Source organism: Methylobacterium sp. WL119 (assembly GCF_008039875.1).
In the GTDB taxonomy this organism is placed as follows: domain Bacteria; phylum Pseudomonadota; class Alphaproteobacteria; order Rhizobiales; family Beijerinckiaceae; genus Methylobacterium.
The window spans coordinates 1-21713 of record NZ_VRUU01000004.1 but is presented as its reverse complement, the minus strand read 5'-3'; the positions used below and the strand labels follow the sequence as shown (position 1 = coordinate 21713).

The 21713-nt window shown below is 61.8% G+C and carries 26 protein-coding genes; 11 read left to right on the top strand and 15 right to left on the bottom strand.

Annotated elements, in window-relative coordinates; genetic code table 11:
- Window positions 1-106: 106 nt before the first annotated feature.
- Window positions 107-1438, top strand: coding sequence for a reverse transcriptase domain-containing protein (locus FV227_RS03130; RefSeq protein ID WP_147727129.1), 1332 nt, complete (start codon window positions 107-109; stop codon window positions 1436-1438).
- A gap of 64 nt (window positions 1439-1502) precedes the next feature.
- Here FV227_RS03130 and FV227_RS03125 read toward each other — a convergent pair whose 3' ends face one another.
- Entirely contained in the window at window positions 1503-2276 is a 774-nt protein-coding gene (locus FV227_RS03125; protein ID WP_147727130.1) for an abortive infection family protein, read from the bottom strand.
- Between the two features lie 132 nt (window positions 2277-2408).
- Here FV227_RS03125 and FV227_RS03120 point away from each other — a divergent pair, with 132 nt between their 5' ends.
- Both FV227_RS03120 and FV227_RS03115 read left to right on the top strand, forming a co-directional pair.
- On the top strand, window positions 2409-3116 hold the full coding sequence (locus tag FV227_RS03120; protein ID WP_246686384.1) for a hypothetical protein: 708 nt from the start codon (window positions 2409-2411) through the stop codon (window positions 3114-3116).
- The gene (locus FV227_RS03115) at window positions 3113-3523 is read left to right on the top strand and encodes a hypothetical protein (protein ID WP_147727131.1); all 411 of its coding nucleotides are present in this window, start codon (window positions 3113-3115) and stop codon (window positions 3521-3523) included. Before FV227_RS03120 ends, FV227_RS03115 begins: the two co-directional genes overlap by 4 nt.
- 219 nt (window positions 3524-3742) lie before the next feature.
- On the opposite strand, the gene FV227_RS03110 is transcribed toward FV227_RS03115, so the two are convergent.
- Window positions 3743-4306 (bottom strand): recombinase family protein, encoded by a 564-nt coding sequence (locus FV227_RS03110; protein ID WP_147727132.1) that lies wholly within the window; start codon window positions 4304-4306, stop codon window positions 3743-3745.
- A gap of 153 nt (window positions 4307-4459) precedes the next feature.
- On the opposite strand from FV227_RS03110, the gene FV227_RS03105 reads away from it, so the two are divergent.
- Window positions 4460-4660, top strand: coding sequence for a hypothetical protein (locus FV227_RS03105; RefSeq protein ID WP_147858267.1), 201 nt, complete (start codon window positions 4460-4462; stop codon window positions 4658-4660).
- Window positions 4661-4685: 25 nt separating this feature from the next.
- Here the strand turns inward: FV227_RS03105 and FV227_RS03100 are convergent, their stop codons facing one another.
- From FV227_RS03100 to FV227_RS03090, 3 genes are all read right to left on the bottom strand, one after another.
- On the bottom strand, window positions 4686-5009 hold the full coding sequence (locus FV227_RS03100; protein WP_147858266.1) for a hypothetical protein: 324 nt from the start codon (window positions 5007-5009) through the stop codon (window positions 4686-4688).
- 401 nt (window positions 5010-5410) lie between these two features.
- Complete coding sequence (locus tag FV227_RS03095; protein WP_348642509.1) at window positions 5411-5680, bottom strand: HU family DNA-binding protein; 270 nt, start codon at window positions 5678-5680, stop codon at window positions 5411-5413.
- Between the two features lie 6 nt (window positions 5681-5686).
- A complete protein-coding gene (locus tag FV227_RS03090; protein ID WP_147858265.1) occupies window positions 5687-6046 on the bottom strand; it encodes a hypothetical protein in 360 nt (119 codons plus the stop codon).
- 521 nt (window positions 6047-6567) lie between these two features.
- Between FV227_RS03090 and FV227_RS03085 the strand changes: the two genes are divergently transcribed.
- The 3 genes from FV227_RS03085 to FV227_RS03070 all read left to right on the top strand — a co-directional run bounded on the left by FV227_RS03085 (window position 6568) and on the right by FV227_RS03070 (window position 9971).
- Window positions 6568-7626: a GGDEF domain-containing protein gene (locus tag FV227_RS03085; RefSeq protein ID WP_147858264.1), complete on the top strand. Its 1059-nt coding sequence runs from the start codon at window positions 6568-6570 to the stop codon at window positions 7624-7626.
- A gap of 590 nt (window positions 7627-8216) precedes the next feature.
- On the top strand, window positions 8217-9206 hold the full coding sequence (locus FV227_RS03075; protein WP_246686386.1) for a hypothetical protein: 990 nt from the start codon (window positions 8217-8219) through the stop codon (window positions 9204-9206).
- Window positions 9207-9416: 210 nt separating this feature from the next.
- Complete coding sequence (locus tag FV227_RS03070) at window positions 9417-9971, top strand: hypothetical protein (protein WP_147858261.1); 555 nt, start codon at window positions 9417-9419, stop codon at window positions 9969-9971.
- A gap of 744 nt (window positions 9972-10715) precedes the next feature.
- On the opposite strand, the gene FV227_RS03065 is transcribed toward FV227_RS03070, so the two are convergent.
- The 5 genes from FV227_RS03065 to FV227_RS03040 all read right to left on the bottom strand — a co-directional run bounded on the left by FV227_RS03065 (window position 10716) and on the right by FV227_RS03040 (window position 14597).
- On the bottom strand, window positions 10716-11306 hold the full coding sequence (locus FV227_RS03065) for a chemotaxis protein CheB (RefSeq protein WP_187274665.1): 591 nt from the start codon (window positions 11304-11306) through the stop codon (window positions 10716-10718).
- Between the two features lie 40 nt (window positions 11307-11346).
- The gene (locus tag FV227_RS03060; protein WP_147858260.1) at window positions 11347-11904 is read right to left on the bottom strand and encodes a chemotaxis protein CheB; all 558 of its coding nucleotides are present in this window, start codon (window positions 11902-11904) and stop codon (window positions 11347-11349) included.
- A 37-nt stretch (window positions 11905-11941) separates the two neighbouring features.
- A complete protein-coding gene (locus tag FV227_RS03055; RefSeq protein WP_147858259.1) occupies window positions 11942-12259 on the bottom strand; it encodes an HU family DNA-binding protein in 318 nt (105 codons plus the stop codon).
- Between the two features lie 464 nt (window positions 12260-12723).
- Entirely contained in the window at window positions 12724-12954 is a 231-nt protein-coding gene (locus FV227_RS03045) for a hypothetical protein (protein WP_147858258.1), read from the bottom strand.
- A 455-nt stretch (window positions 12955-13409) separates the two neighbouring features.
- Window positions 13410-14597, bottom strand: a complete 1188-nt coding sequence (locus FV227_RS03040; protein WP_147858257.1) for a flagellin — start codon at window positions 14595-14597, stop codon at window positions 13410-13412.
- Window positions 14598-14807: 210 nt separating this feature from the next.
- Here FV227_RS03040 and FV227_RS03035 point away from each other — a divergent pair, with 210 nt between their 5' ends.
- Window positions 14808-15191, top strand: a complete 384-nt coding sequence (locus FV227_RS03035; protein ID WP_147858256.1) for a flagellar biosynthesis repressor FlbT — start codon at window positions 14808-14810, stop codon at window positions 15189-15191.
- A gap of 29 nt (window positions 15192-15220) precedes the next feature.
- The gene (locus FV227_RS03030) at window positions 15221-15451 is read left to right on the top strand and encodes a hypothetical protein (RefSeq protein ID WP_147858255.1); all 231 of its coding nucleotides are present in this window, start codon (window positions 15221-15223) and stop codon (window positions 15449-15451) included.
- Window positions 15452-15665: 214 nt separating this feature from the next.
- Here the strand turns inward: FV227_RS03030 and FV227_RS03025 are convergent, their stop codons facing one another.
- Window positions 15666-15893, bottom strand: coding sequence for a hypothetical protein (locus FV227_RS03025; RefSeq protein ID WP_147858254.1), 228 nt, complete (start codon window positions 15891-15893; stop codon window positions 15666-15668).
- A gap of 352 nt (window positions 15894-16245) precedes the next feature.
- Window positions 16246-16650 (bottom strand): MucR family transcriptional regulator, encoded by a 405-nt coding sequence (locus FV227_RS03020; RefSeq protein WP_147858253.1) that lies wholly within the window; start codon window positions 16648-16650, stop codon window positions 16246-16248.
- A gap of 570 nt (window positions 16651-17220) precedes the next feature.
- Between FV227_RS03020 and FV227_RS03015 the strand changes: the two genes are divergently transcribed.
- Both FV227_RS03015 and FV227_RS03010 read left to right on the top strand, forming a co-directional pair.
- Window positions 17221-17745: a MucR family transcriptional regulator gene (locus tag FV227_RS03015; protein WP_246686389.1), complete on the top strand. Its 525-nt coding sequence runs from the start codon at window positions 17221-17223 to the stop codon at window positions 17743-17745.
- A gap of 187 nt (window positions 17746-17932) precedes the next feature.
- The gene (locus FV227_RS03010) at window positions 17933-18133 is read left to right on the top strand and encodes a hypothetical protein (protein ID WP_147858251.1); all 201 of its coding nucleotides are present in this window, start codon (window positions 17933-17935) and stop codon (window positions 18131-18133) included.
- Between the two features lie 566 nt (window positions 18134-18699).
- On the opposite strand, the gene FV227_RS03000 is transcribed toward FV227_RS03010, so the two are convergent.
- The 3 genes from FV227_RS03000 to FV227_RS29645 form a co-directional block, all read right to left on the bottom strand.
- The gene (locus tag FV227_RS03000) at window positions 18700-18948 is read right to left on the bottom strand and encodes a hypothetical protein (protein WP_147858249.1); all 249 of its coding nucleotides are present in this window, start codon (window positions 18946-18948) and stop codon (window positions 18700-18702) included.
- Window positions 18949-19744: 796 nt separating this feature from the next.
- A complete protein-coding gene (locus FV227_RS02990) occupies window positions 19745-19996 on the bottom strand; it encodes a hypothetical protein (protein WP_147858247.1) in 252 nt (83 codons plus the stop codon).
- Between the two features lie 937 nt (window positions 19997-20933).
- The coding region (locus FV227_RS29645) for a carbohydrate-binding domain-containing protein (protein WP_281407532.1) at window positions 20934-21713 on the bottom strand (780 nt) is incomplete at its 5' end.

Genomic DNA, 21713 nt, shown 5'->3' with positions numbered 1-21713 from the left:
GTCCGGCAATGGCTTGCCGCCTGTGAACGCGGGTCTGCCTCGCCATCAGCGGCTCGGTAGGCGGGACTAGCTCAATCTGCCGCCCGATGATGGCAAGGAAACGGTGATGCTCGACCTGGAGACTGTCCTTGAGCGTCTCGAAATGTCTGTGGTTCAGACGGCCGAAGCTCGCGTCGATGCAAGTTTCGCTGTCGAGGCACGGAAGGCTTTCCGCGATACCGGGAGTAAGATGTCACAGCTGCACCGGGCCGCGGCCAGCGGGTCGGGCAGACGGATTAAGGCAGCACAGGAGAACCTCCTCAAATCGTTCTCGAGCAGGCTCTGCTGCATCGTCCTTTCTGTTGAGAAAAAGCCGAAGCCGCTCAAGTACGCTGCGACCGAGCTTCACGAGATGGCGAACGAACTCGATGCGTTCTCCGATCCGGGGGAGCCAATTCGAGCTTACGCGAAAACCAAATCCCTCCGCGGAGACTGGCGTCCGATCTGCGCGTTCGGACCCCGCCGCAAAGCGCTACAAACGCTGGTCAACTTTTTGCTGATCGCCAAGTTCGGTCCCCACCCCCTCGACTATATGGCTCAGGGCCGTGGGGCCGAAGTCGCCGCCGATCGCATTACACAGTTCATCGATGATGGCATCAACCACTTCGTGGTTGCCGACATCGAGGCATGCTTCAGGTCCGTGAAGCAGGGGGAACTCGCCGCGCGTCTCGGCCTCCCCCCGATGGTGGTCCGCCACTGTCTCCTGATCGGAGAGGACGTCCCTGTGGCGTTGCCCTCCGAGCTACCCGTAGGAGAGAGCCCTAAAGCGTTTAGCGAAGCGGTCCGGCAGGGCCTACCGCAGGGTGCACGTTCGTCCAACCGCGTTATCAGTCTGCTTCTCGGACCTGAGCTGGGGTCTCTGACCCTGGACGACCGCGTGATTCTCTACGGGGATGACATCGCGGTTCCGGCTGCGACGCGGAACATGGCCGACACGCTTGCGAAGACCCTGTCTGAACTCCTTGGAGTTCACTCTGCCGGACCGTTTCGCTTAAAACGTTGCTCCGTCGAAGACGCCCGCTACGGCTTCAATTTTCTGAAATACAAATTTCGACGCGATCGGTTCACTGGGCAATCACGGCTCCGTCCGTCCGATCTTAGCTACCACCGCTTCGGGGAAGGAGTCCGTGAGGTCATTCGCGATGAGCCACTCGAGGAAGTGTACTCTGCCGTCCTGGCGTACCGCGGCCGTTGGCTGACTTCCTTCCGCCGCTATGAGCCGAACCCGCTGGCTCTGAACCTGCTCTGGCAGTCTGCGATCGCGAAGCTCAACCGCGAGCTTGAAATGCGATGGGATTTCAGCCGCCGACGGTATGCGAGCCTAGCCCTGCCCCCGGTACATCCTGTCGACGATTGGCTAGATCTTGAGGCTGCCGGCTTCGAGGCGTTACCCCAGTGATGTGTGTTGCGGTTTCCCACCCAACGGATCCTTCACGATCCAACCCGTGCGATAGGTGCGCCGCTCAGCTCCCAAACCGCCCCGTATCGACGCTCTTCACGAAGCGGAGGATCGCGCTAACCGCATCGAAAATGAACCGCGCCTCCGCTGCATCGACGAGATCGTTGTCGTGGGCGAAGGACCGGTTGTTTCGAACATCGTTCAGGTCGTCGAAGATGCCGATCGCAGTCTTGAGTACCCGTACCGTGATCCGCCGTAGCTCGCGCTCACGCTCCAGCGCCCTCACGTACTTTCCGACACGGCTGTGCAGGGGCTCCTCCCGATCCCACGGGATACGTCGCTCGTCGAGAAGGTGGGTGAACTTCTTCATGCAGTAGAGATGCAGCCGGTCTAGGGCAGGGGCCGGCTTGTTAGCAGCGATGTCGCGCTGGATGGCAGCTATCAACTCGTCGAGCGTGTCATCGCGTTTGAACCGCTCTAGCGCGTCGGTGCGTGGTCGTTCCTCGATCGCCTCGATGCGGTCGATGAAGGCGAACACCGTAGCTACTTCCGCTTCGCTCGGTGGGATGACGCGCTGGTCTCGTGTCTCCTCGGCGTAGACCCACAACGCACGTAGCACTGCACCGACCGTGTGCCCATCCTCGACTTCGATGAAAGTGCGCAGGCGCTTGGCCTTCGACGAGCCGGTGGCATCATAGGCACCCGATTGGATGTCCATGCCGAACCCCTCCTCGAACCACTCAGCCATCGTGCGATCGCTGAAGTCCAAGACGTAGCCGCTGGACATCCCGAAGGCAGCGTCGAGAGCGCGGCGCTCCGCGGAGGTCGGTTTTGGCATATGGGAGGCTCACCTCGGACCTGTGTTGCTAGGGGTACCTGTATCCGACGCATCGATCTCGTCATGGGAAGGACGGACGCTTACGCATCGAAATCTCTTGACGGCGAACCAGCAAGGAACGAGCACGTCCGCGTGGGACACATCACTCTGCACGAGACTGGACGGCTCGTCGGCATCGGGCTTTACACGCCCGCTGAGGCCGGCCGCCTGCTGTCCATTCGCCCGGCAAAAATCTCCCGCTGGCTCCGGGGCCACGACGCCAACGGCAAGCACTACGACCCGCTCTGGAGCCCGCAGGTAGACCTTGGCGAGGAAGGCACCTTTCTTGGCTTCCGAGATCTCCAAGAGGTTCGGGTCGCCTCGACCTTCATTGAAAAGGGCATGAGTGCCCAACGCGTACGCCAAGCGATCGAGCTGGCTCGCGAGGTTGTTGGAGAAGCACGCCCACTTTCGACAACGAAATTCCGATCGGACGGCCACACCGTGTTCCTGCGGGTGGTCGAGGAGGACGGCCAGACTAGGTTGATAGATCTGTTTCGGAAGCAGTTCGCTTTTGAAGCTGTCATCGAGCGCAGTCTCACCAACCTCGAATATGACGAGGAAGGAATCCCTTCTGTCTGGTGGCCGCTCGGCAAGGCTAAGTCGGTGAAGATCGACCCGACGCGCTCGTTCGGCCAGCCGATCGAGGCCGAGACCTCGGTACCGGTCGATGTGTTGGTGTCTGCGGCTGTGGCTGAAGGCTCCCCCGAGCGGGCAGCACGAGCTTGGGATGTGCCCGTGCGGGCCGTCAAACGCGCTCTCGCCTATCGGCGCGAGATGGACCTGCGGCAGGCTGCTTGAGGGTCTTCTTCGACAACTGCACGAGCCCCGTGCTGGCGGAGACCATTAACGGGTATCTGCGGCATCTCGGTGCTAGTGCCAACCATATCCGAGATCTGCCCTGCGGGCGCCACGCCACCGACTTCGAATGGATGGCCTACCTCGTCAGCACCGGTGAGGATTGGCTCATCGTCTCCGGCGACGGTCGGCTATACAAAAACAAGGCGGAGCGGCTGGCCTACCGACAGGCCGGCCTGAAAGGCCTCGTGCTCGCGCCGTCCTACCAGAAGACGCCGATTAACCAGCAGGCTTCATTCCTGATGTGGCGCTGGCCAGAGGTGCTGGATCTCATCAAGAGGTTCGAGCCGCCGTTCCTCTTCGAGGTTCCGATGGCGCGTGCGAGTAAGTTCAAGCCACTGCCGGTTTGAGGCGGAGTATGATGAGAGAAGAGCCTGAAATCAGCGTTCGGACGGGCGTCGACGAGAATCAGCAGAGCTTCATCTAGGCGCTCGTTGAAGAGGATGTGCTCGGCGCGGTTGTTCGTGGAAGCCACACCGAGGCGCGCAATTGATTGCGCAAGTCGCTCTCCATACTCTCATGCGTACCGACTACCGCCCCGGGCGACTTTGAGCAATAATTGAGGCTGGTCAGGCGACTGCTGGCCGGCATGCCCGCTTCACGCTCGCAGGCGAGATCCCGAACTGCGCGGCGGTGCTCGCGATGCTAGCCGCATTGTCCTTCCGCCAGATCGCCACCGATGCATCGTCGATCGCTTTTTGCCGACCGAGTGCCCTGCCCTCAGACTTCGCGCGTTGGATACCGGCCATCTGACGCGCTTTGATGTTGGCTCGCTCCAGCTCGGCCACGGCGGCCAGCATGGTGAGCATCGCCTTGCCGATCGGGGTTGAAAGATCGAAGCCCTCGCGCAGGCTGATGATAGCCACGCTCTTGGCCTGAAGCGCCTCGACGGTCGCCAGAACATCCAGGGTATCGCGACCCAGGCGATCGACGGCGCCGACGATGAGGGTGTCGCCTTTGCGAGCGTATTTGAGGAGAGCCGAGAAGCCCGGACGATCCAGGGCACGTACGACCCCAGAGACGCCTTCGTCGCAGAACCACTCCTCGACCATGTGGATCAGGCCAATGCTGTGCCGTTGCGCCTCGACGCTTTGGTCACCTGTGCTGACCCTCACATACCCGATCGTCGCCATTCCACCCGCCCTGGCTCAAAATCTATGGCTCAGGACGTAGCTTATAGCTCAGTGTCAAACAACACCTTTGAGCCGTATCGCGGTGCCAGCCCGCGGGTAGGCTCACAGGGTGTACCTTTCGAGCCTATCAAGCCGCGTTTCATGATGCGAGGCATGATCATTCCGGGAAGTTGCGCAATTGATTGCACTAGGATGATTGAGCGTCGGCTGTACAAGGCCGCGTTGAATGCCACGCAGGCCTATGCCATCCTGAACGGCATGGCAGGACGCCTTGACGCTGATCTCGTGCGAACGTTCCAACCCGTCGCCGTTGCATTCGGTTCCGCCGAGACGAACCTGGCTCACCAAGGCTGATAGCGCTCCAGGGGGATCGTCCTGACTACTGGACGTGCAAGGTGAGCTTCATCTTTGGGTGAATGCCGCACTGGATGATGAAGTTGCCGGGCTCCTTGAGCGTCAGCGTGGCCTGCTTGCCAGGCTCTTGGTCCCCAGCATCGAACGCGAACCGATCGGCCTCAATGAAGGCGTGATGGATCATGCTATCGTCACCATTGATGAGGGTGATGGTGTCACCTCGGCGCAGGAAAAGGTCGGTGGGATCGTAGTGCCGACTCTTCTGAAGCACGATCCTGATGCTACTAGACAGTTCTGCGCGAGCTGATCCGGCCGCGGCGAGCGCGATGGTTAAGGCGACGACTGACATACTAGTTCTATAAGCGTGCATATCCCACCCTCGTACTGTGGCAGGACGCTCGCACGTGAGATGGTAAGAGAGCGGTCGTAGATTGCCTAGAATTCAACCTATATCCGCGATAGCAAGCGTTCCATATATCCACGTCTCCGCCCTAACTATCGATCGATGCAGTAGGAATAAGCGTGAAACCTGCGTCAGGTCAGATGCTGGCCAAAAATGACATGTCACCCTAAACTCGACTTTGGGGCGCCTCTGTGGTGGCGATCGCTCGACCTCGTCGGCGGCTAAAAACTACGAGAGCGCTGGCTGGTTTGTACCTGTCGAGCGGGGCCGGCACCTTCCAGCCGGGAGAGGCCGACTGAGTGAATCTGCGAACTGCCGACCTATGCACCGCTCGGACACTTCTGGGTTCAGCCGATCCCGCATGTCCTTCCCGGCTTTGAAGGCAAGCGCAGTTTTGGCTGGCACCTTGATCCGTGCTTCCTTCCTGGGTTGCGCCCCTGCCGGGCGCGCTGCTCCTTCACAGTGAAGGATCCGAACCCACGGATTCCCACCCGGTCGCCAGCTGCGAGCGCATCCGAGATGCGACCGAGAATGGCATCGACCAGCGCCACGCAGTCTTTCTCGTAGAGATGCGGGTTCAGGGCAGCGACGCGAAGAGCGGGGGCGGACCGGATCATGAGGTCCTATTCATCAGGTGCCTGGGCTGGATCTTTGATCGGAAACTCTGACACTTCCGCGTTAGCTTCGATGCGTCCGGCCGCCCATTTGTGCCGCTTGGCGTCAGACGCACACTCAGGACATATCGAGCGTACCGCTTGGTTGCTGCGGGTCGCAATACGACGATCAAAAGCATCCATCCGCTTACGCGCCTCCGCGTTGGCAATAGCGCCCGTGATCGTCGGATCGTCAGGTGCCTGCTCAACGTGCGCTCCTCGCGTGCTGAGCGCTGTCGGCTGCGGATGTGGGGCAGCGAAGCGCGTTTGAGCTGCTGCAGGTTCAATCAAGCTAACGAACGCGATTATCGCGAATGCGGCATGGCGCATGGCAATGGCCTCGCAAGAATGGCCGCCCGGTCGAAGTCAACCGAGGATCACGAGACACCAACGACGTTACCGAAAGCTTAACCTTTGTCTGGACGCAGAGGCGCTCCTCCCATCCCGGCCGAAGCATGTGAGATCAGAGAGGGTAAAGACGGCATTCGGGGTCCGTCATCGCAGCGCAGCCCAGCCCCTTACCGCTGACTTAGAGGCGGAAGAGTGATGCGATAGGCGCAAGCGGGCATTCGACATGGCAGAAGAGTTCACCCCCAGGGCTAGGTCACCGTTGGGCGATCCGCGCCCTCAGCCCAAACCGCCGACAGAGACTTCTTTAGAACCCAGGGAGTAGCTCGATCAGAAGCATGAGCGATGTCGCGATTAACCTGATCCTGATGCACCACCTCAGCGCTTCGGACTAACCGACCTGCTTAGGCTCGCTTCAAAGTTGGATTGACAGTTCGACGTTCACGCGAACGTAACCTTACCGGTGGAATGTCCTCCAAGGCATCCTTCCTTTGTGAACACTCATGAGCCAGCACGCAGAGCAAGATTACAACCGACTAGATCTAAAATCGGTTGGCGAACGAGCCTGGGATGCACTGCGCCAACAGGGCATCCCGCCGACGCCGCGTAGCTTCGAAGTCTTCTACGCGTTGTTTGACGGTGGCAACCGGCCGCTCGTTAGCCATGTCCGCGAGTGTGAGGCTAACGGACAGCTGCTCACCGCTGGGTACATCGATGCCCTTCATCGGGATTACATCGACAGAGGGGAGGACAGTGCCAGGGTCGCGGCTGGTGCCGACGATCTCGCTGATGTCGCCCAGGGGATCGTCGAACAGGTCACGCGCGATGGTGACGCAATCCGAGCCTACGGTGGTACGCTGGATCACTGGCGCACTCATTTGAACGCAAGCTCGGGTACCGAGGAATTGCTGCGTGCCGTGACGATGCTGACGGCCGAAACCGAGGGGGCGAGCGCTCGCAACCGGGTACTCGAAGCGCAGCTGTCCGCTTCGGTTGGACGTATCGCTCGCCTGCGGGAGGATCTTCTCCAGGTACGCCAGGAAGCCGCCACCGATGCGCTGACCGGGATCGCTAATCGACGCGCTTTCGACTCCAAGTTGCGACGAGCGATCAAGGATGCCGTTGCCAATCCATCCAGTCGTTTTGCCCTTCTCATGATCGATGTGGATCACTTCAAGCGCTTTAACGACGAGCATGGGCACAAAACCGGCGATCAAGTCCTGCGGCGAGTCGCCCGCATGCTCGCGGACAATGTGAAGGGCCGAGATACGGCAGCACGTTTCGGCGGCGAGGAGTTCGTGATCCTACTTGCGGGGGCAGACCATGCGGTAGCCCGGACGGTAGCGTGGCAGATGTGCGAACGGCTAGCGGCACAGGTGCTGATGAAACGCGGTACCGGTGAGACGGTAGGCAGGGTGACGATCTCAATCGGAGTAGCCGAGCACCGCGCGGGAGAAAGTGGCGCGGATTTGATTGAGCGGTCGGATGCGGCTCTGTACGAGGCGAAGCGAACAGGTCGGAACAGAGTCTGCGTCGCGGAAGCTACGACGGCTGCAGCCTGACGAAGCGACCTTCGTCGCATTTGTGCTTGACCTCAGATAGCCAGTAGATCGTGCGCGGCTCGTTGGTGTCGCAGCCGTCGAGATCTGCACAGAGATCGGCCCGAGCTTCAATGTCAGCCGCCGCGCGATCTCACCCTTGAAAGCTTAGCCCTAGCCGTTTTAACGAAACAACGGCAGGCCGGCGCCGAGGAGACAGAGGCCGCCGATAATCAAGCAGCCGCCCATGCTCTCGATGGCAGCCTGGCGCCTGGGTTGGTGCGGGGCATTGCCGGCAAGCGTCGCTCCCGAGACGAGACACATGAGGCTCAAAACGAACATAGCCGCTACTTCCACACCCTTCATTAGGCTGTATCAGCAAGAAATGAGGCCACCCTACGTCTCTGGACCGCTTCCAAGCCGGCAACCAGTTAACCATAGCTGTTAACCAGCTCTCAATATGAGGTTAAGATTTGGTTAGAACTTGCCCCTAAATTCAGGGTAAATAGTGGGGCAGGCGGATGCCTGTAGACGCTCCACTAGGTTCCGTTATGACTCCGCAAGCAGCACGACAGCTTCGTTGGCTTTTTGGTGTCTTGCTGGCGGTGCCGGCCGTGCTCTTCACCCCCAGCGAGGCCAGCGCCCATGTGAAGTGGTTCTGCGCCTACGACGTCGCCGGCCAGCCCCGCGGCCTCGAGCAGGTGCTCTGCCTCGATTTCGAGTGGCTCGTCGGCCTGTCGGTCCTGTGCCTGATGTTCGGGTGCCTCGCCGAGGGCACCCCGCTCGGCACCGCGCTGCTCAACGCCCTAGACCGGGTCACCGCGCGGCTGCGCACCGACACCGAATTGCTGGTGCGGGCGACGCTGGGCTTCTTCTTCGTCTCGCTCTGGACGCTCGGCGGCATCATCCTCACCCCCGAGCTCAAGACCGACGCGGCCTGGATCCCGTGGTTCCAGCTCGCGCTTGCGGCCTGCCTGATCTGGCACCGCACCCTGCCGCTGGCCGGCGCCGGCATCATCGTGCTGTTCGGCTACGCGACCTGGAGCTACGGCGCGTTCCATCTGGCCGACTACCCGGTCTTCCTCGGCGTCGCCGCCTACCTGATCCTCACCGGCCTCGACCGCACCCTCTACGGCATCCGCCCCATCGACGTGGTCCGCGCCGCCGCCGCCGTCACCCTGATGTGGGCCTCGGTCGAGAAGTGGGCCTACCCGGAATGGACCGCGCCGCTCCTGGCCGCCAAGCCCGAGATGACCTTCGGCGCCTCGCCCGAGCTGTTTATGAAGGCTGCCGGCGTCGTCGAGTTCACCCTGGCCTTCGCCCTGATCTGGACGCCCCTGGTGCGCCGCACCGCCGCGATCATCCTGGCCGCGATCTTCGTCTCCGCCGTGTTCGAGTTCGGCAAGGTCGATGCGATCGGCCATTCCGGGATCATCGTGGTGCTGATCGGCATCGCCGCCGACGACGCCCGCAGCGCCGTCCGCCGCCGCGACGTGGCGCTGGCCCCGGCCTACTACGCGGTGGCGCTCACCGGCTTCCTCACGCTCTACTACGTCGGCCATGCGGCGATGTACGGCGCGCTGTTCTCGGCGCCCGTGATCTGATCTGATCGACGCGGACGACGGCATCATCCTCACGGGCCATGGCTTCATCGCTTACGTGAGCGAACCCTTCGTATTCCGTGACGATGGCTATTAGCTCGGCCTCCACCTTTGTGGCCGAGGGGAGCCGACTGATGCACAGCACCTACGAATTCATCCTCGAGAACGGGGGAGGGGCCGGTATCTGGTTTCGGGAGCGGAAGGCGCCGGCCGGTGAATGATCGTCGCCACACCGCCATTTACGAAGACGGGCACGCCGTCATCGGCCGCGTGCTGACCATGGCCTGCGGCTGGGCGACGATTAAGGCCGATGACGACAGCGCCGGGCACAGCATCACGGCCGATCCGAGCCTGATCCTGTTCGAGTGGGATCGCCGCGGGAAATGGCGTGGCACGGCATCAAAAGGAATGCGGTCAGTGTTCGTCGGCCGCATCCTGACCTTCATGGCCGGCACCGAGGCAGAGACAGCGATCCTTGGTAGCAGCCAGGGCGGCGACGCCGAAGATCGCTGTCAGATCACGCTCATGCTCTACGAGATCGAGCCGGAGAAGCAGCACGAGGCGAGAGAGGACCGCCTGCGGCGTGCGGCTCGCGCTCTGGTCCGCAGACACCGCGCCGACATCGAACGCGTGGCCGAGGCTCTGATGGCCCGCGAGGTCCTAACGGGGGAGGAGATCGATGCCATACTGCCGCCCGGCTTCATGGCCCGCCCGAACGTCTGGAACGACTTCATGGCGGTCGAGGCCGAAGCGTCCGACTTTCCATAAAAGCGTTGTCGGTCAGGAAGCGCACGCCGCGCGGGCCGCCTGCACCTTATATGTTCCGCCTCCCGCGAGAGGCACGAGCGTCATCCTCAGCGGCCGGAATGCCCATCAGGACCCGCAGGGGGTTCGTTCGCACTGAGCGGATTTTCCCCGATGCCGGCCCACACCCAATACAGACCGCATACGTCCAGCGGCTCCACAAATTCTCGTTCTGCCGATCAATCCCTTGCTGCCTGATCCTTGCCTTCTCAATCAATGCTCGGATCTCTGCTGCCTTCTCGTCACCGACGGATTTTCTCTGCTGTTCCGTCACGGATGGCTTTTGAGCCTCCTGCGCTATCGTAGGTGCTGAAGCCACAACCATCATGCCAAAAGCCAGAAATCTAACGAGCATATTTTCCTCCTGATTATAATTTTTCGCTACCGACTAGGCGGGGAGACGAAATCAGGAACGGAAAAGTTTCAATGTTGACCGGGGAAATAGTTATTCAGCGATCTAAAATTCGCGGAGGAACCCGATTAAAGCCGGCTCTGCGATACGCATGGCCCCATGTTCGGCCTCTCGACAATCACTAGGATCCAAGCGCCGCATCATCCTGGAACCGTCGAGCGTCGCGCCATTGATCTCCGGTTAACTCAGTACAGGCACCTTCCCGGCAAGCCGGGCTCAGGACCGGTTCGCTGGTGAGATGAACGAAGCACCCGTCGCCCCGTGATCAGATCGGGGGACGGGCCTGCCTCCTACAGTCACTGGTGTCTGACCGCTTTCTCAATGGCAGCTGTGATGTCGTGGAGGCTGCCGATCACGTCGATTGGACCGTCGTAAGCAATCGCGTTCTCCGGCATGCCGGGTCCCGGCTGGTTGTCCGGCGTCAGCACCATCGTTAGGCCGCTGGCCGCATGGATGGCGGCGAGGCCGCGTGAGCCGTCATCCAGGGAGCCGGATAGGATCACGCCGATCATCTTGTGCCCGCCATGTGCGGCGACCGAGCGGAAGAGCAGGTCCACTGTCCGGTTGCCGTGCAGACGATGCGGATCGTCTACGATCTCGCCGAAGCTCCTGGCCGCGAGCGTAAGGTGATCGGCCGGTTCGCCGATATAGGCCATCCCCGCCTCGAAGCGCTCGCCCTGCGCCGCGATGACAATCGGCAGGTTCGAGTCCCGGGCCAGCACTTCGCGCAGGTGGCTGATGTGGTCCCACGAGCGGTGGAGCACGATCAGCACCGCGGCGGGCAGATCCGAGGGCAAGGCCTGCAGCAGCGCCTTAATATCGGTGAGGCCCTCGGCGCCCGAAGCACCAACGGCGACGAACCAGGGCATGACGCTGTCGGTGTTCATCTGCGGAGCGTAGCACACCATCGGCCGAATTTACGGTTGCTCAACCTTGCGTCAACGCAGCCACGCGAGCGGCCATCTCTGCGACCGGCAGGCTGGCGTCAGGATGATCAGCCATGAGGGCTGCCCAGGGCATCGAGGGCTGCTCCGCCTCCTCGGGCTTCTGGACAAGAGCCAAGCCGCCACGCTCCTTGACCCTAGCTAGACCATCCGCTCCGTCACCGTCGTAGCCGCTGAGCACGATACCGATGACGCGCTCGCCGAAGTCCTCGGCGGCTGAGACGAACAAGGGATCGGCGGCTGGACGGGTGAAGTTCACCTTGCTCCCCTGATCCAGCCAGATCGAACCGAAGCCCAACCGCATGTGCTTGTCGGGAGGGGCGACGTAGACGCGGCCAGCCTGGATGAGCTCGCCATCCTCCCCGTGTCCTACGAGCAGGCAGCTCGTCATGTTCAAGATTTCCGGCAGGATGCTGGGATGGCTGCCGGTGTGCCAGACGATGAAAACCGATGCCGAGCAGGATGTCGGTAGCGCAGCGACGATCTGTTTGATTGGGGCAAGGCCCCCAGCGGAGGCAGCGATGACGACGATGGGTCCCATGCCCCCGTCAATCGCGCCACCTCAGGTTTGTTCAGTCTCAACCTGAGAACTGCTGTCCTATGGACTCCCGGGCTGCTTTAGGGTTCACCCGAGCCCGCATCTCCTTCCCAGCCTTGAAGGCGAGCACGGTCTTGGCCGGCACCGCGACCGGCACTCCGTTCCTTGGATTGCGCCCCTGCCGGGCACGCTGCTCCTTCACCGTGAACGATCCGAACCCACGGATCTCCACCCGATCGCCGGACACCAGTGCGTCTGCGATGCGGCCGAGAATGGCATCGACCACCGCTTCGCAGTCCTTCTCGTAGAGATGCGGGTTCAGGGCGGCGAGGCGGAGAACGAGGTCGGACCGGATCATGGCGAGGGAATAGAGGCAGGGGCCGCCCGGCGACAACATATGGGACGCTAAAATCAGAGGAATGCCCGTTGCGGGGATGGCTAAACGCGTCCGTCGTCCCCGGATCGTGTTTTTGCACGCAGTGTCCGTTCGGCTTTGGCGAACCGCTCCCCCATGCTCTCGGCCTTCTGAGCCTCCACGAACCGCTCTCCCCAATCTATACGAGGAGCAGGCTCAACAGCGGGTAGGCCGGGCTGCACCTCGGGATAGAGGTCGGGCCTTTGCCGCTTCCGCCACCGGTCAATCGCCTCGATGTCGTACAGGCCGGTTGTCTCGTCCGGCACGGGAAACCCGCGGGCGTAGAGGCGTCGCCGGCATTCCGCGAACTGATCCGGGGTAAGCCCCATACGGCGCGCGACCTTGTCGGTCGAAACATAGGCTGGGTCGATCCGAAACCGGACGGCCGGCGCTGTTGGGGGGCTTCCTCATGACGATGCAGCCTCGCCGCGCCTGCGCTTCGCGTACCCGTCCAAAACTGACTGCGCACGGGCGGGGCCTTCGACCTGGCGCCTCGCGTGGACGACTTCGCGTTCCATCCGATCCAGCAGCGGCAGGTAGACCGCGCCGTGCTGGACGGCAATGCGGGCAACCAGTTCATGCGCCTGCTCAATCTCCGGCAGGGTGTAGGGATAGCCGTAGCCGAGACTGTCCGTCATCGTTGCCGACTTCGGGTTCAAGCCGAGGCTGCGCGGCCGGCCTACTTCATGTTCTCAGTCGAGATGATGGCGCGTCAACCCGAACCCCTCCCCAACTGGCCGCGCCTCATGCGCCGGTCGCAGGCGGCGGCCTATTGCAGCCTATCCCTGCTGACGTTCACGCGGGTCTGCGGCGCGCAGGCGATCGACCTCGGCGGCTCGACCCGAGCAACGGGACCTGATCGCTATCACACCAGTGGCTTACGAACATCGGCGCGGTTGGCGGAGGCGGTGAGAGCAATGCGGTAGCCGCACACGACCGTTCGCCATGCCGGACGCGTCACAGACCTCGTAGGGTGCTATGCCACCGGCCTCTCGACGCACAAGCTGTCGACGGTCGCGAAGGTCGGTAGCAATGAAAAAGCGGCCGAGGCGATACCCCGGCCGCTTCATCGGGTCGTGATGGTGGGCGGTGCTTAGCGGAGGAGCTGAAGCACGCCCTGCTGGGCCTGGTTGGCCAGCGAGAGGGCCGAGATGCCGAGCGACTGGCGGGTCGACAACGCCTGGGAGTTCGCGGCCTCCTCGTTCAGGTCGGCATCGGTGAGCTTGGAGGCGCCGGTGTCGAGCACGTTCTGGAGGTTCTTGGTGAAGTCCTGGCGGTTCTGCACCACCGACAGGTTCGAGCCGAAGGTCGAGGCCTGGGAACGCAGCGTCGTGGAGGCGCTCGTCAGGCTGCTGAGCGTAGCGGTGACCGAAGCGTCGAGAAGGAAGCTGCCTTTACCGTCCGCCGTCGAGCCGGAGTTGCCAGTGATCGCCGTCAGGTTGAGGCCGCCCGAGGTGGCATCGACGCCCTGCACGTCGAGGTTCGAGGTGTCCTTCTCGTTGAACGAGATGTGCAGCTTGTTCGAAGCCGCGCTGCTCGACAGCAGGTTGGTGCCGTTGAAGCTCGAGTCCTTGGCGAGCTGGTCGATCTGCGTCAGCAGGCTGTTGTACTGCTTCGACAGGGACGCCCGCTCCTTGACGCCGGTCACCGTCAGGTTGGAGCTCTGTCCGGCCGCCGAAGCTGCGTACAGAGGACCCGCACTAGCGGCGCCGCTGGCAAAGCCAAGCGCGGTCTGGTCGGCAGGCGCCGAGAACTCGATGTCAGCCGTAGCGTTGACGACGAGCTTGGTGCCCGTCGCGTCCTTGCTGAACGCGTTGCCGGCGCCCTGAGCGCTGACTGCGGTGTTCAGCTTGGTGATAGCCGTGTCGATGGTGTCGCTGGTGGTGAGCGTAACAGGAACCGCACTGCCGTTGACGAGGAGGTTGACAGAGCCAGTCGCCGAGAAGGCGGTACCAGCCGTTCCGGTGGTGGTGATCTGCGTCGCGAGTGCCTGGTTGGCGGTCGACTTGGCCGAGTCCACGAGCTTCTGGATCGAGGTCAGGCCCGTGTTGGCTGCCTGGATCGTCTGCACGCCGTTCGAGATGCTGTCGAGCAGGGTGCCGAGGTCCGAGGAGCGGTTCGACAGGCTCTGCGCCGTGAAGAAGTTGACCGGGTTGTCGAGGGCCGAGGAGACCTTCTTGCCGGTGGAGAGACGGTTCTGCGTCGTGGAGGACAGCGCGGCCGTGTCCTGCAGCGAGAGCAGGTTCTGGCGGGTAGCAGCGGTGAGAGAAACGCCGGACATGAGGTGAGATCCATACTTGATCAGAGGACCGGCTTTTTGCCGGCCTCGTGAACAAACATGTCGCCACCTTCCGACACGTTAAATCGATCGCTCGATTCCGAGTAAGTGGGCATCCATCGCGTGTTGTTCGTACATAATGACTGCGATGGTTTAAGAAACATTAACAGATCGCACCCATGGTCCAGGTGTCTCTAGAATGGAGTTGCCGGAATGGCCCTTCGCATCGAACTGAAGCCTTCGGAACGCCTGATCATCAACGGAGCGCTGATCCGCAACGGCGATCGGCGATCGGTCTTCCTCGTCGAGACGCCGTGCAGGTTCCTCCGGGAAAGCGAGATCATCCGCGAGGCGGACGCTGATACGATCAGCAAGAAACTCTGCGTGACCCTGCAGGTCATCTACCTCGACGAGAGTGCGGCCGAGGCTGAGAATCTCCTGGTGATGCAGTCGACCGAGATCCTGAAGATTATTCCGGGCTCGGCCCCGTATCTAGTCGCGATCCACGACGCGCTGGCGGCCAAGCAGTACCACCTGGCTATCAAGACCGGGCGGAAACTCATCGCCTTTGAAGACGAGATGAGTGGTAGAAACTGATATCGCGGATCGGGTCGAGTTGCTGGAGGATGAGCGACGACACGACGGTTCTGGTCCTGGCGCTCGCGACCGAGAATGCGGAATTGCGCGCGGCACTCGCCGAGGCTCAGGAACTCCTGATCGAGACGGCCGTCGATGCCGGCGAGCTGCATGCCCGCGTCGAGGAGTTGCAGACGGAGTTAGTCAAAGCGCGCGGTGAACGGGATGCCTGGCGGATCGAAGCCAAGCTGCGGTCAAGATTCGTGCTGAGAACGGCATAACGATCTGCTACAACACACCTCTCTCGACGCTTGTGCGCCGCGGCGTCGCGAATGCCGACAGGCAGCCCAGCAGAGAGAGCACGTGACGACAGGCCGATGCGGGCCAGTTCCCTGCACCGTGCCTGTGAAGCCTCAGGCCGGGTGGTCGTGTGAAGGTCGGCGACGCGGGGAACAGGAACCGCCGGCGCCGGCCTATGGCTTGTCCTTCGCGTTCCTACTGTAGCCGGCGCGGATCGGCGTTTGCTCTGATCCAGCGCGGCGAGAGGATGTCGCCGTTATCGGTGATGATCCAGGGTTGCGCGTCGTCGGCCTGGATGCTTTTGACCGCAGCCACGAGGGCTTCACGCAGTGTGGAGAACGCCTGCCCGCGTGCAGTATGAGCAGGCGCGCTGGACGGCCAAACAGTCAACTCGGTACGCTTGTCGAGGTCGGCGAGTACCATGCACATGCTCCGGTTCATCGCAGTAGCGGCGGTGTCTACCGCTGCACCATGATCGGCATGTGGCGATCTGGTTACTGAACCGTGTCGCCCGCATCACGGGAGCGTGTGGCCGGCTTCGCCTCAACCATGCGGAAGTGGCCCTCGCGGCGGCCGACCCGCACCCCGACAGCGGCGAGCTTCTCCGCGATCCCCATAAGGACCTCGCGAAAATGCGCCGTGTTCCGGCACCCGGTTGCTGCGGCAATCCCAGCCTTGTCTTGTCGACCGCCGGCGCCCAGAGGCGCCAAGATGCGGGCACAGCAGGCAGCGTGCACCCAACCCGCCGCTGGTCGCGGCGGGCTTCTGTAGATCCTTAGGCGACCGCGCGCCCAGGCCGGCCGAGCCCAATGTTCTTCGCGAGGGCAGAGCGGGCTTCAGAGTACGAGGGGCACACCATTGGGTAGTCAGCCGGGAGGCCGAATTTCGCCCGGTAGGAGTGCGGGTCGAGACCGTGTGCACTGAGGTGACGCTTCAGGGTCTTGTAGCGCTTACCATCGAGGAAGGAGATGATCGCGTCCGGTGTAATGGACTTCTTGATCTGTGCCGCGGTCGGCTGCTCGACGTTCTCGGCCGCGGCATCGGTGCTCGCGGCCCCGGAGGTGTTGTAGAGGCCTGCCAGAGCCGCATGCACGCTTCCAATCAGCTTCGGCAGCTCAGAGATCGGGACGGAGTTATTTCTGACGTAGGCCACAACGATTTCGCTGGCCAGCGCGAGCATTTCGGGGTTCTGCCCCAGGTTTTTTTTTATCACTAAGGTTGTCCTGTGAGTGCGCTACCGGCGTGAGATCTACCAATCTCTGAACCAAATCAAGGTACGACTCCCGGAAGATCGCGCGATCTTGCTTTGATCTGCACGCATGTTTTTGATGATCGGAATTTGTGAGGAGGTGAGCTGGGGCGTCCCATCAGGGCAGCCCCGGCCTTTGCGCTGCACCCCTCGGCAGCGCAGCGTCAGGCGAGATGCTCTGAGCTGTCCCTTGTATCCGCATGGGTCTGCTGGCCCTCATTCGATATCGCATCGAGAGACAGCGTCGGCTGTTTGCGAGCACATAGCATTGCACAAGCGGTGTGTGATGAGCCCCGGCCGCGTAGACAGTCCGGGGCTTCCTTGCCCCTACTAAGCCTCATGTCGAAGCACAGCAGCAAATTTCTGTCCGTATTGTAGCGTCCGGCAGGGCTTTTTCTACCGATAAGCCTTGACGATCTGCCTTGTTCGGCAGAGGCGTACCGTCTTTTGATGAGAGGTATCATCGTGGACGAACAAATCGAAACTCAATCTACCAATTTTATGGAACTCGCTGCCGACCTCGTCGCGGCTTACGTGTCGAACAACAACGTGCCGGTAGCGGAGCTGCCAAACGTGATCGCTTCCGTGCATGCAGCCTTTGCCGGTCTTGCCAACCCGACGTCCGCCGAGCCCGCCGGCCCGGAGAAGCCGACGCCGGCCCAGATCAAGAAGTCGATCACGCCGGACGCGCTGATCTCGTTCCTCGATGGCAAGCGCTACAAGACGCTCAAGCGCCACGTTACCAAGGCCGGCCTGACGATGGAGACCTACCGGGCGCGCTACGGCCTGCCGTCGGACTACCCGTCGACCGCCGCAAGCTACTCCGCTCAGCGTTCCGAACTGGCGCGCTCCCTCGGCCTTGGCCAGCAGCGGCGCAAGGTGGCTCTGAAGGTAGTCACAGTAGACGAGACGGTCTCTGGGGAGTCCAAGTCCCCCAAGGGCAAGCCCAAGGCTGCTGAGGCGCCCGAGGCGGCTCCGAAGGCCCGCGGTCGGAAGAAGGCCGAGAAGGCCGCCGAGACGGCCTGAGGCCGCTCAGCGCCCCGTTCTGGCACACCGCGGCACCCGTCGCGGTGATGAGACCCTAACCAAGCGCCGCCATCCTGCACCCGGGCCAAGTTGCGTATCGGCCTAGCTGGTGAGATCCGGGGTTCCCCCGTCCCGTGAGCAGATCGGGGCGGGGCCGAACCGACTACGAGACTTAGGAGACCGCCGGATGCCCGGCAGCACTGCACTGCTGTTCACGGATGAAGCGCTGGATCGGATAGCCAGCCAGTGGTTCGAAGACGTGCGGGTGGACCAAGCCAAGGCGTCTGGGAGCAAGTCTCGCGTCGATGCTGCCAGCTACAGCACCTTCATTGATCGGCTGTTCGACACCGACGATGGCGACGCTGCAGGTGATAGCGCCGATGATTGAGAAAGCGGATACCTTCGCGCTCAGCAGTACCCTACCTGCAACCGGGATCGACCTGACGGGTTGAGGAAGCGTCGCCGTTCGACGGCTGAGGCTTCACCCATGCTCCTGATTGCGTCCCTCGTGGCCGGCACCTTCGCGCTCGCCGGTTCCTTCTCACTGATCGCCATCATCGCGGAGTAAAGCCAATGGCGCCCGCCAGCCGGTGATCGGATGGCGGGGCCGAACCAATAGGCGTGGAGCGTAGCGAGTCTAACGGGGTTGCGATGGATGCTCAGCGCGCTCCGGCAGCGCCCGTCGATGGGCTGCTCATGCCCGATGTACCTGCACCCGGCGCACCAGTCCCTGTGCTCATCCCATTCGCTCCTGGGGCAGTCGTCGGCGTGGAGCCCGTGCCGCCACCGGCATTCGCGCCACCCGGGGTAGCAAGTTCCTTCGGCTGGCCCGTGGTCGAACCGCCGGTCCTGCTGGTCCCCATGCCAGTCCCGGTTGTGCCCGAGGGGCCAGTTGCTTGTGCGAGCGCGGCGCCGGACAGCGCCAATGTGAACGAGGCGGCGAGTGCGAGTGTTTTAATCGACATAAATGTTCCTCACGCTGCGCCAATACCGGCGCGTTGATACTAAGCTGAAACGTGCGCGCGGTTGCTTTTGTTCAATGATCTTCGTGCTCGTAATTGAGCCCTCCCCGCCTTGTAAGCTCTCAGCAAAGTCGTCCGGCACCTCGCCGAACTGCCCAAGGATCGTTGCGCTCTCCAGCTCCCCGGTCTCATCGTCGGCGACGATCTTCAGCGCCGCGGTGCCAGGCATCAGGCCGGCCATGGTCTCGATCCGGCCGTGTAGTTACAGCCTAGGCAACGATCTATTAACCATGTCCCGCCAAGTTGTCCTTAGCGACCGGCTGATGGCCGAGCGCCGGCAGAGCAGCACCGCCTAGGGGGGGGCGCGGTGCGGCCTCGCCGGCGCCGTCGCGAACCACTCAGCGCCGAGCCGAATTACCTTCGCTCTCGTCTTAAGCGAGGAGCACGGCATGGCCGGTGATCTAGAGAGCTCAGAGACCGGTAAAGGCGTAGCGTGGCGGTCGTCCTACCGGGGCGTCCTATCTGTCGGTGATAACCGATCGAGCATCGTCATCATCGACGCCCCCAATGATGGGGACGCGCTCGCACTCATGAGTTGGATCGCTGAGGACCGCGCGTTCGAGCTTTAGAGCGGCCGCGCATGGATCGGCGAGTCTCCCCTACGATAGCCCTCCGACCTCAAGCGAAGCAATGGAGCTTAGGCCTCGGATTAACAATGGGTGACGGGCATCGTCACGGTCAGGTCGCAGCGTTGGGGTGCGGTGAGGATGTACCGCAGTAGGCTTTCGGGATTAGCGGGCACCCAGTGTGCATCCGTCGATGCGTGAGCCTGTGCTTCACAAGAGCCGTGTAGCTCCCCATGATCGACCCTGCCCCATGGCAAATCGGGCATCGCTTCGGAGCCAAACGGTACTTCCCCCTTGCCTCAAGAAGGCTCATGGGCATCCAGACGCCGTCGATCTTGGCCTCGCATTTCGGTCCAACAGTCTTCGGCATCTCGTTGTCGTGCCACGGCAGTCGCCAACGCGCCAGTGCAGCTACTGCGTGTCGTCTGCGCCTACCATCCGCCCAGTCGCGCCAAGCCGGCTCCTGTCGAGCCCCTTCGCCACGTATCGCTTATCCACCCGGGCAACTCGCACCGGCGCTGGGGTACTCCCCAGGAACGTCAGATCGCCTCGCACAGCCCGTTCAAGCTCCGACCGCACCGCGCCATCCGCCAGCACGGCAAGGCCGCCTACGGTGGCTACCGCGAGGACGCTGCGGGTGATGATCGAGGTGAAGGTGAGCATGGGGTGTCCTGCGCCTGCCAAGAGCTTAGCAGGATCGCGCTGCGCTGGCTGGTACGCGGTGAGCACACCCTGACCAAGGCATCTCTTAGCCGTTCCCGGTAACTGACGCGTAGGCTAGCCGGGTAGCACCTCGGGAGCATTCACCCGGTCCCTTAGGAACATCACACCGACTTTGTTGGCATGCTGCCACATCATCCGTGCCCGGTAACTTTGACCGTTATGCCCGATCTCAAGATCGAAGTACGTTGGGACCAAAACGCCTTCTGGAAAATCGATACAGGCACCTGCGGCCGAGAGATCCTCAATGATGCAGTCCACATGCCTTGCAGGTCCGTGCACCAAGAACGCACGGCCGCTTATACGCGTTTTGGCTCGAACGGCTCTGACAGTCGAAATCATAGAAGGCCTTATAGAGCGCTGGCTTTAAGAACCCATCTCTGCAATCATCGGACATTACCCCTAATCCGTAAACTAGGTTCACGACTACTGGCTTCGGGCCGAAGCGAATGCCGCATTTTCCGTGCCCGCTTCAGCCCCCTTTTCTGCTTGTGCCGAGATCACCGAGACCAGTAGGTTTGTGGATCAAAGGAACAGTGACGGCTTGTGGAGCGTCGTTCACCGCGGGAAGCCGTTTCGCCCGATCGATGTCACCTTAACGGACGTTTGCGTGACGGCCTGCAGCTAAACAGGAACCGCTATTGGAAGAAATACTCATTCTCCCGCACTAAGTCCGTTACTCAAACGTACTGCAAACGGTCCGTCGCAACGTCGACGGTGAAGGCATGGCCTCAGCAGCATATCGCACGGCCGGATATAGCGACGTCATTACATTGGCTCAGTCTTATGCCAACTAGGACTCAATTTTGTGTACGGATACAATCTCGACGTCCTACTTGCTAGAGCTCAGGACCTAAACGAGGTTGGAATTAAATCAATCTTACAAGAGACCATAATCATGCACGGTAACGATCTGCGCCCCGGCACTCATGAGTGAGAGATGGCTGCCTGAAACAGCGGCCCCATCGTAGGTGGCACTGTCAATGTACAAATTACGATCCGTACTCGCAGTGCCGTCATAGGCATCGTTCAGGAAGTTGATGTTGACCTTGTGGTCACCCGCGGCCCAGTCGCCGTTCACCGTGACCGTGTCGGACTGCCCAGCCGTATGCGAAGCATGTGCTGTCAGCGTGCCGCCGATCTGCTTGCCATCGACCGAGACGGTGTAGAGCGCGTCGCCCTTGTAGGCGTCCTCGCTGATCTTGAAGATCAGCTGATCCGAGCCCGAACCAATGCTCGTTGAGGTAGGTGTCGAGACCAGCGTTGACACGGGAGCAGCAGGAGTGGGAACCGCCGTGGTGTCATGCACGGTAACGATCTGCGCCCCGGCACTCATGAGCGAGAGATGGCTGCCTGAAACAGCGGTCCCATCGTAGGTGGCACTGTCAATGTACAAATTACGATCCGTACTCGCAGTGCCGTCATAGGTATCGTTCAGAAAGTTGATGCTGACCTTGTGGTCACCCGCGGCCCAGTCGCCGTTCACCGTGACCGTGTCGGACTGCCCAGCCGTATGCGAAGCATGCGCTGTCAGCGTGCCGCCGATCTGCTTGCCATCGACCGAGACGGTGTAGAGCGCGTCGCCCTTGTAGGCGTCCTCGCTGATCTTGAAGATCAGCTGATCCGAGCCCGAACCAATGCTCGTTGAGGTAGGTGTCGA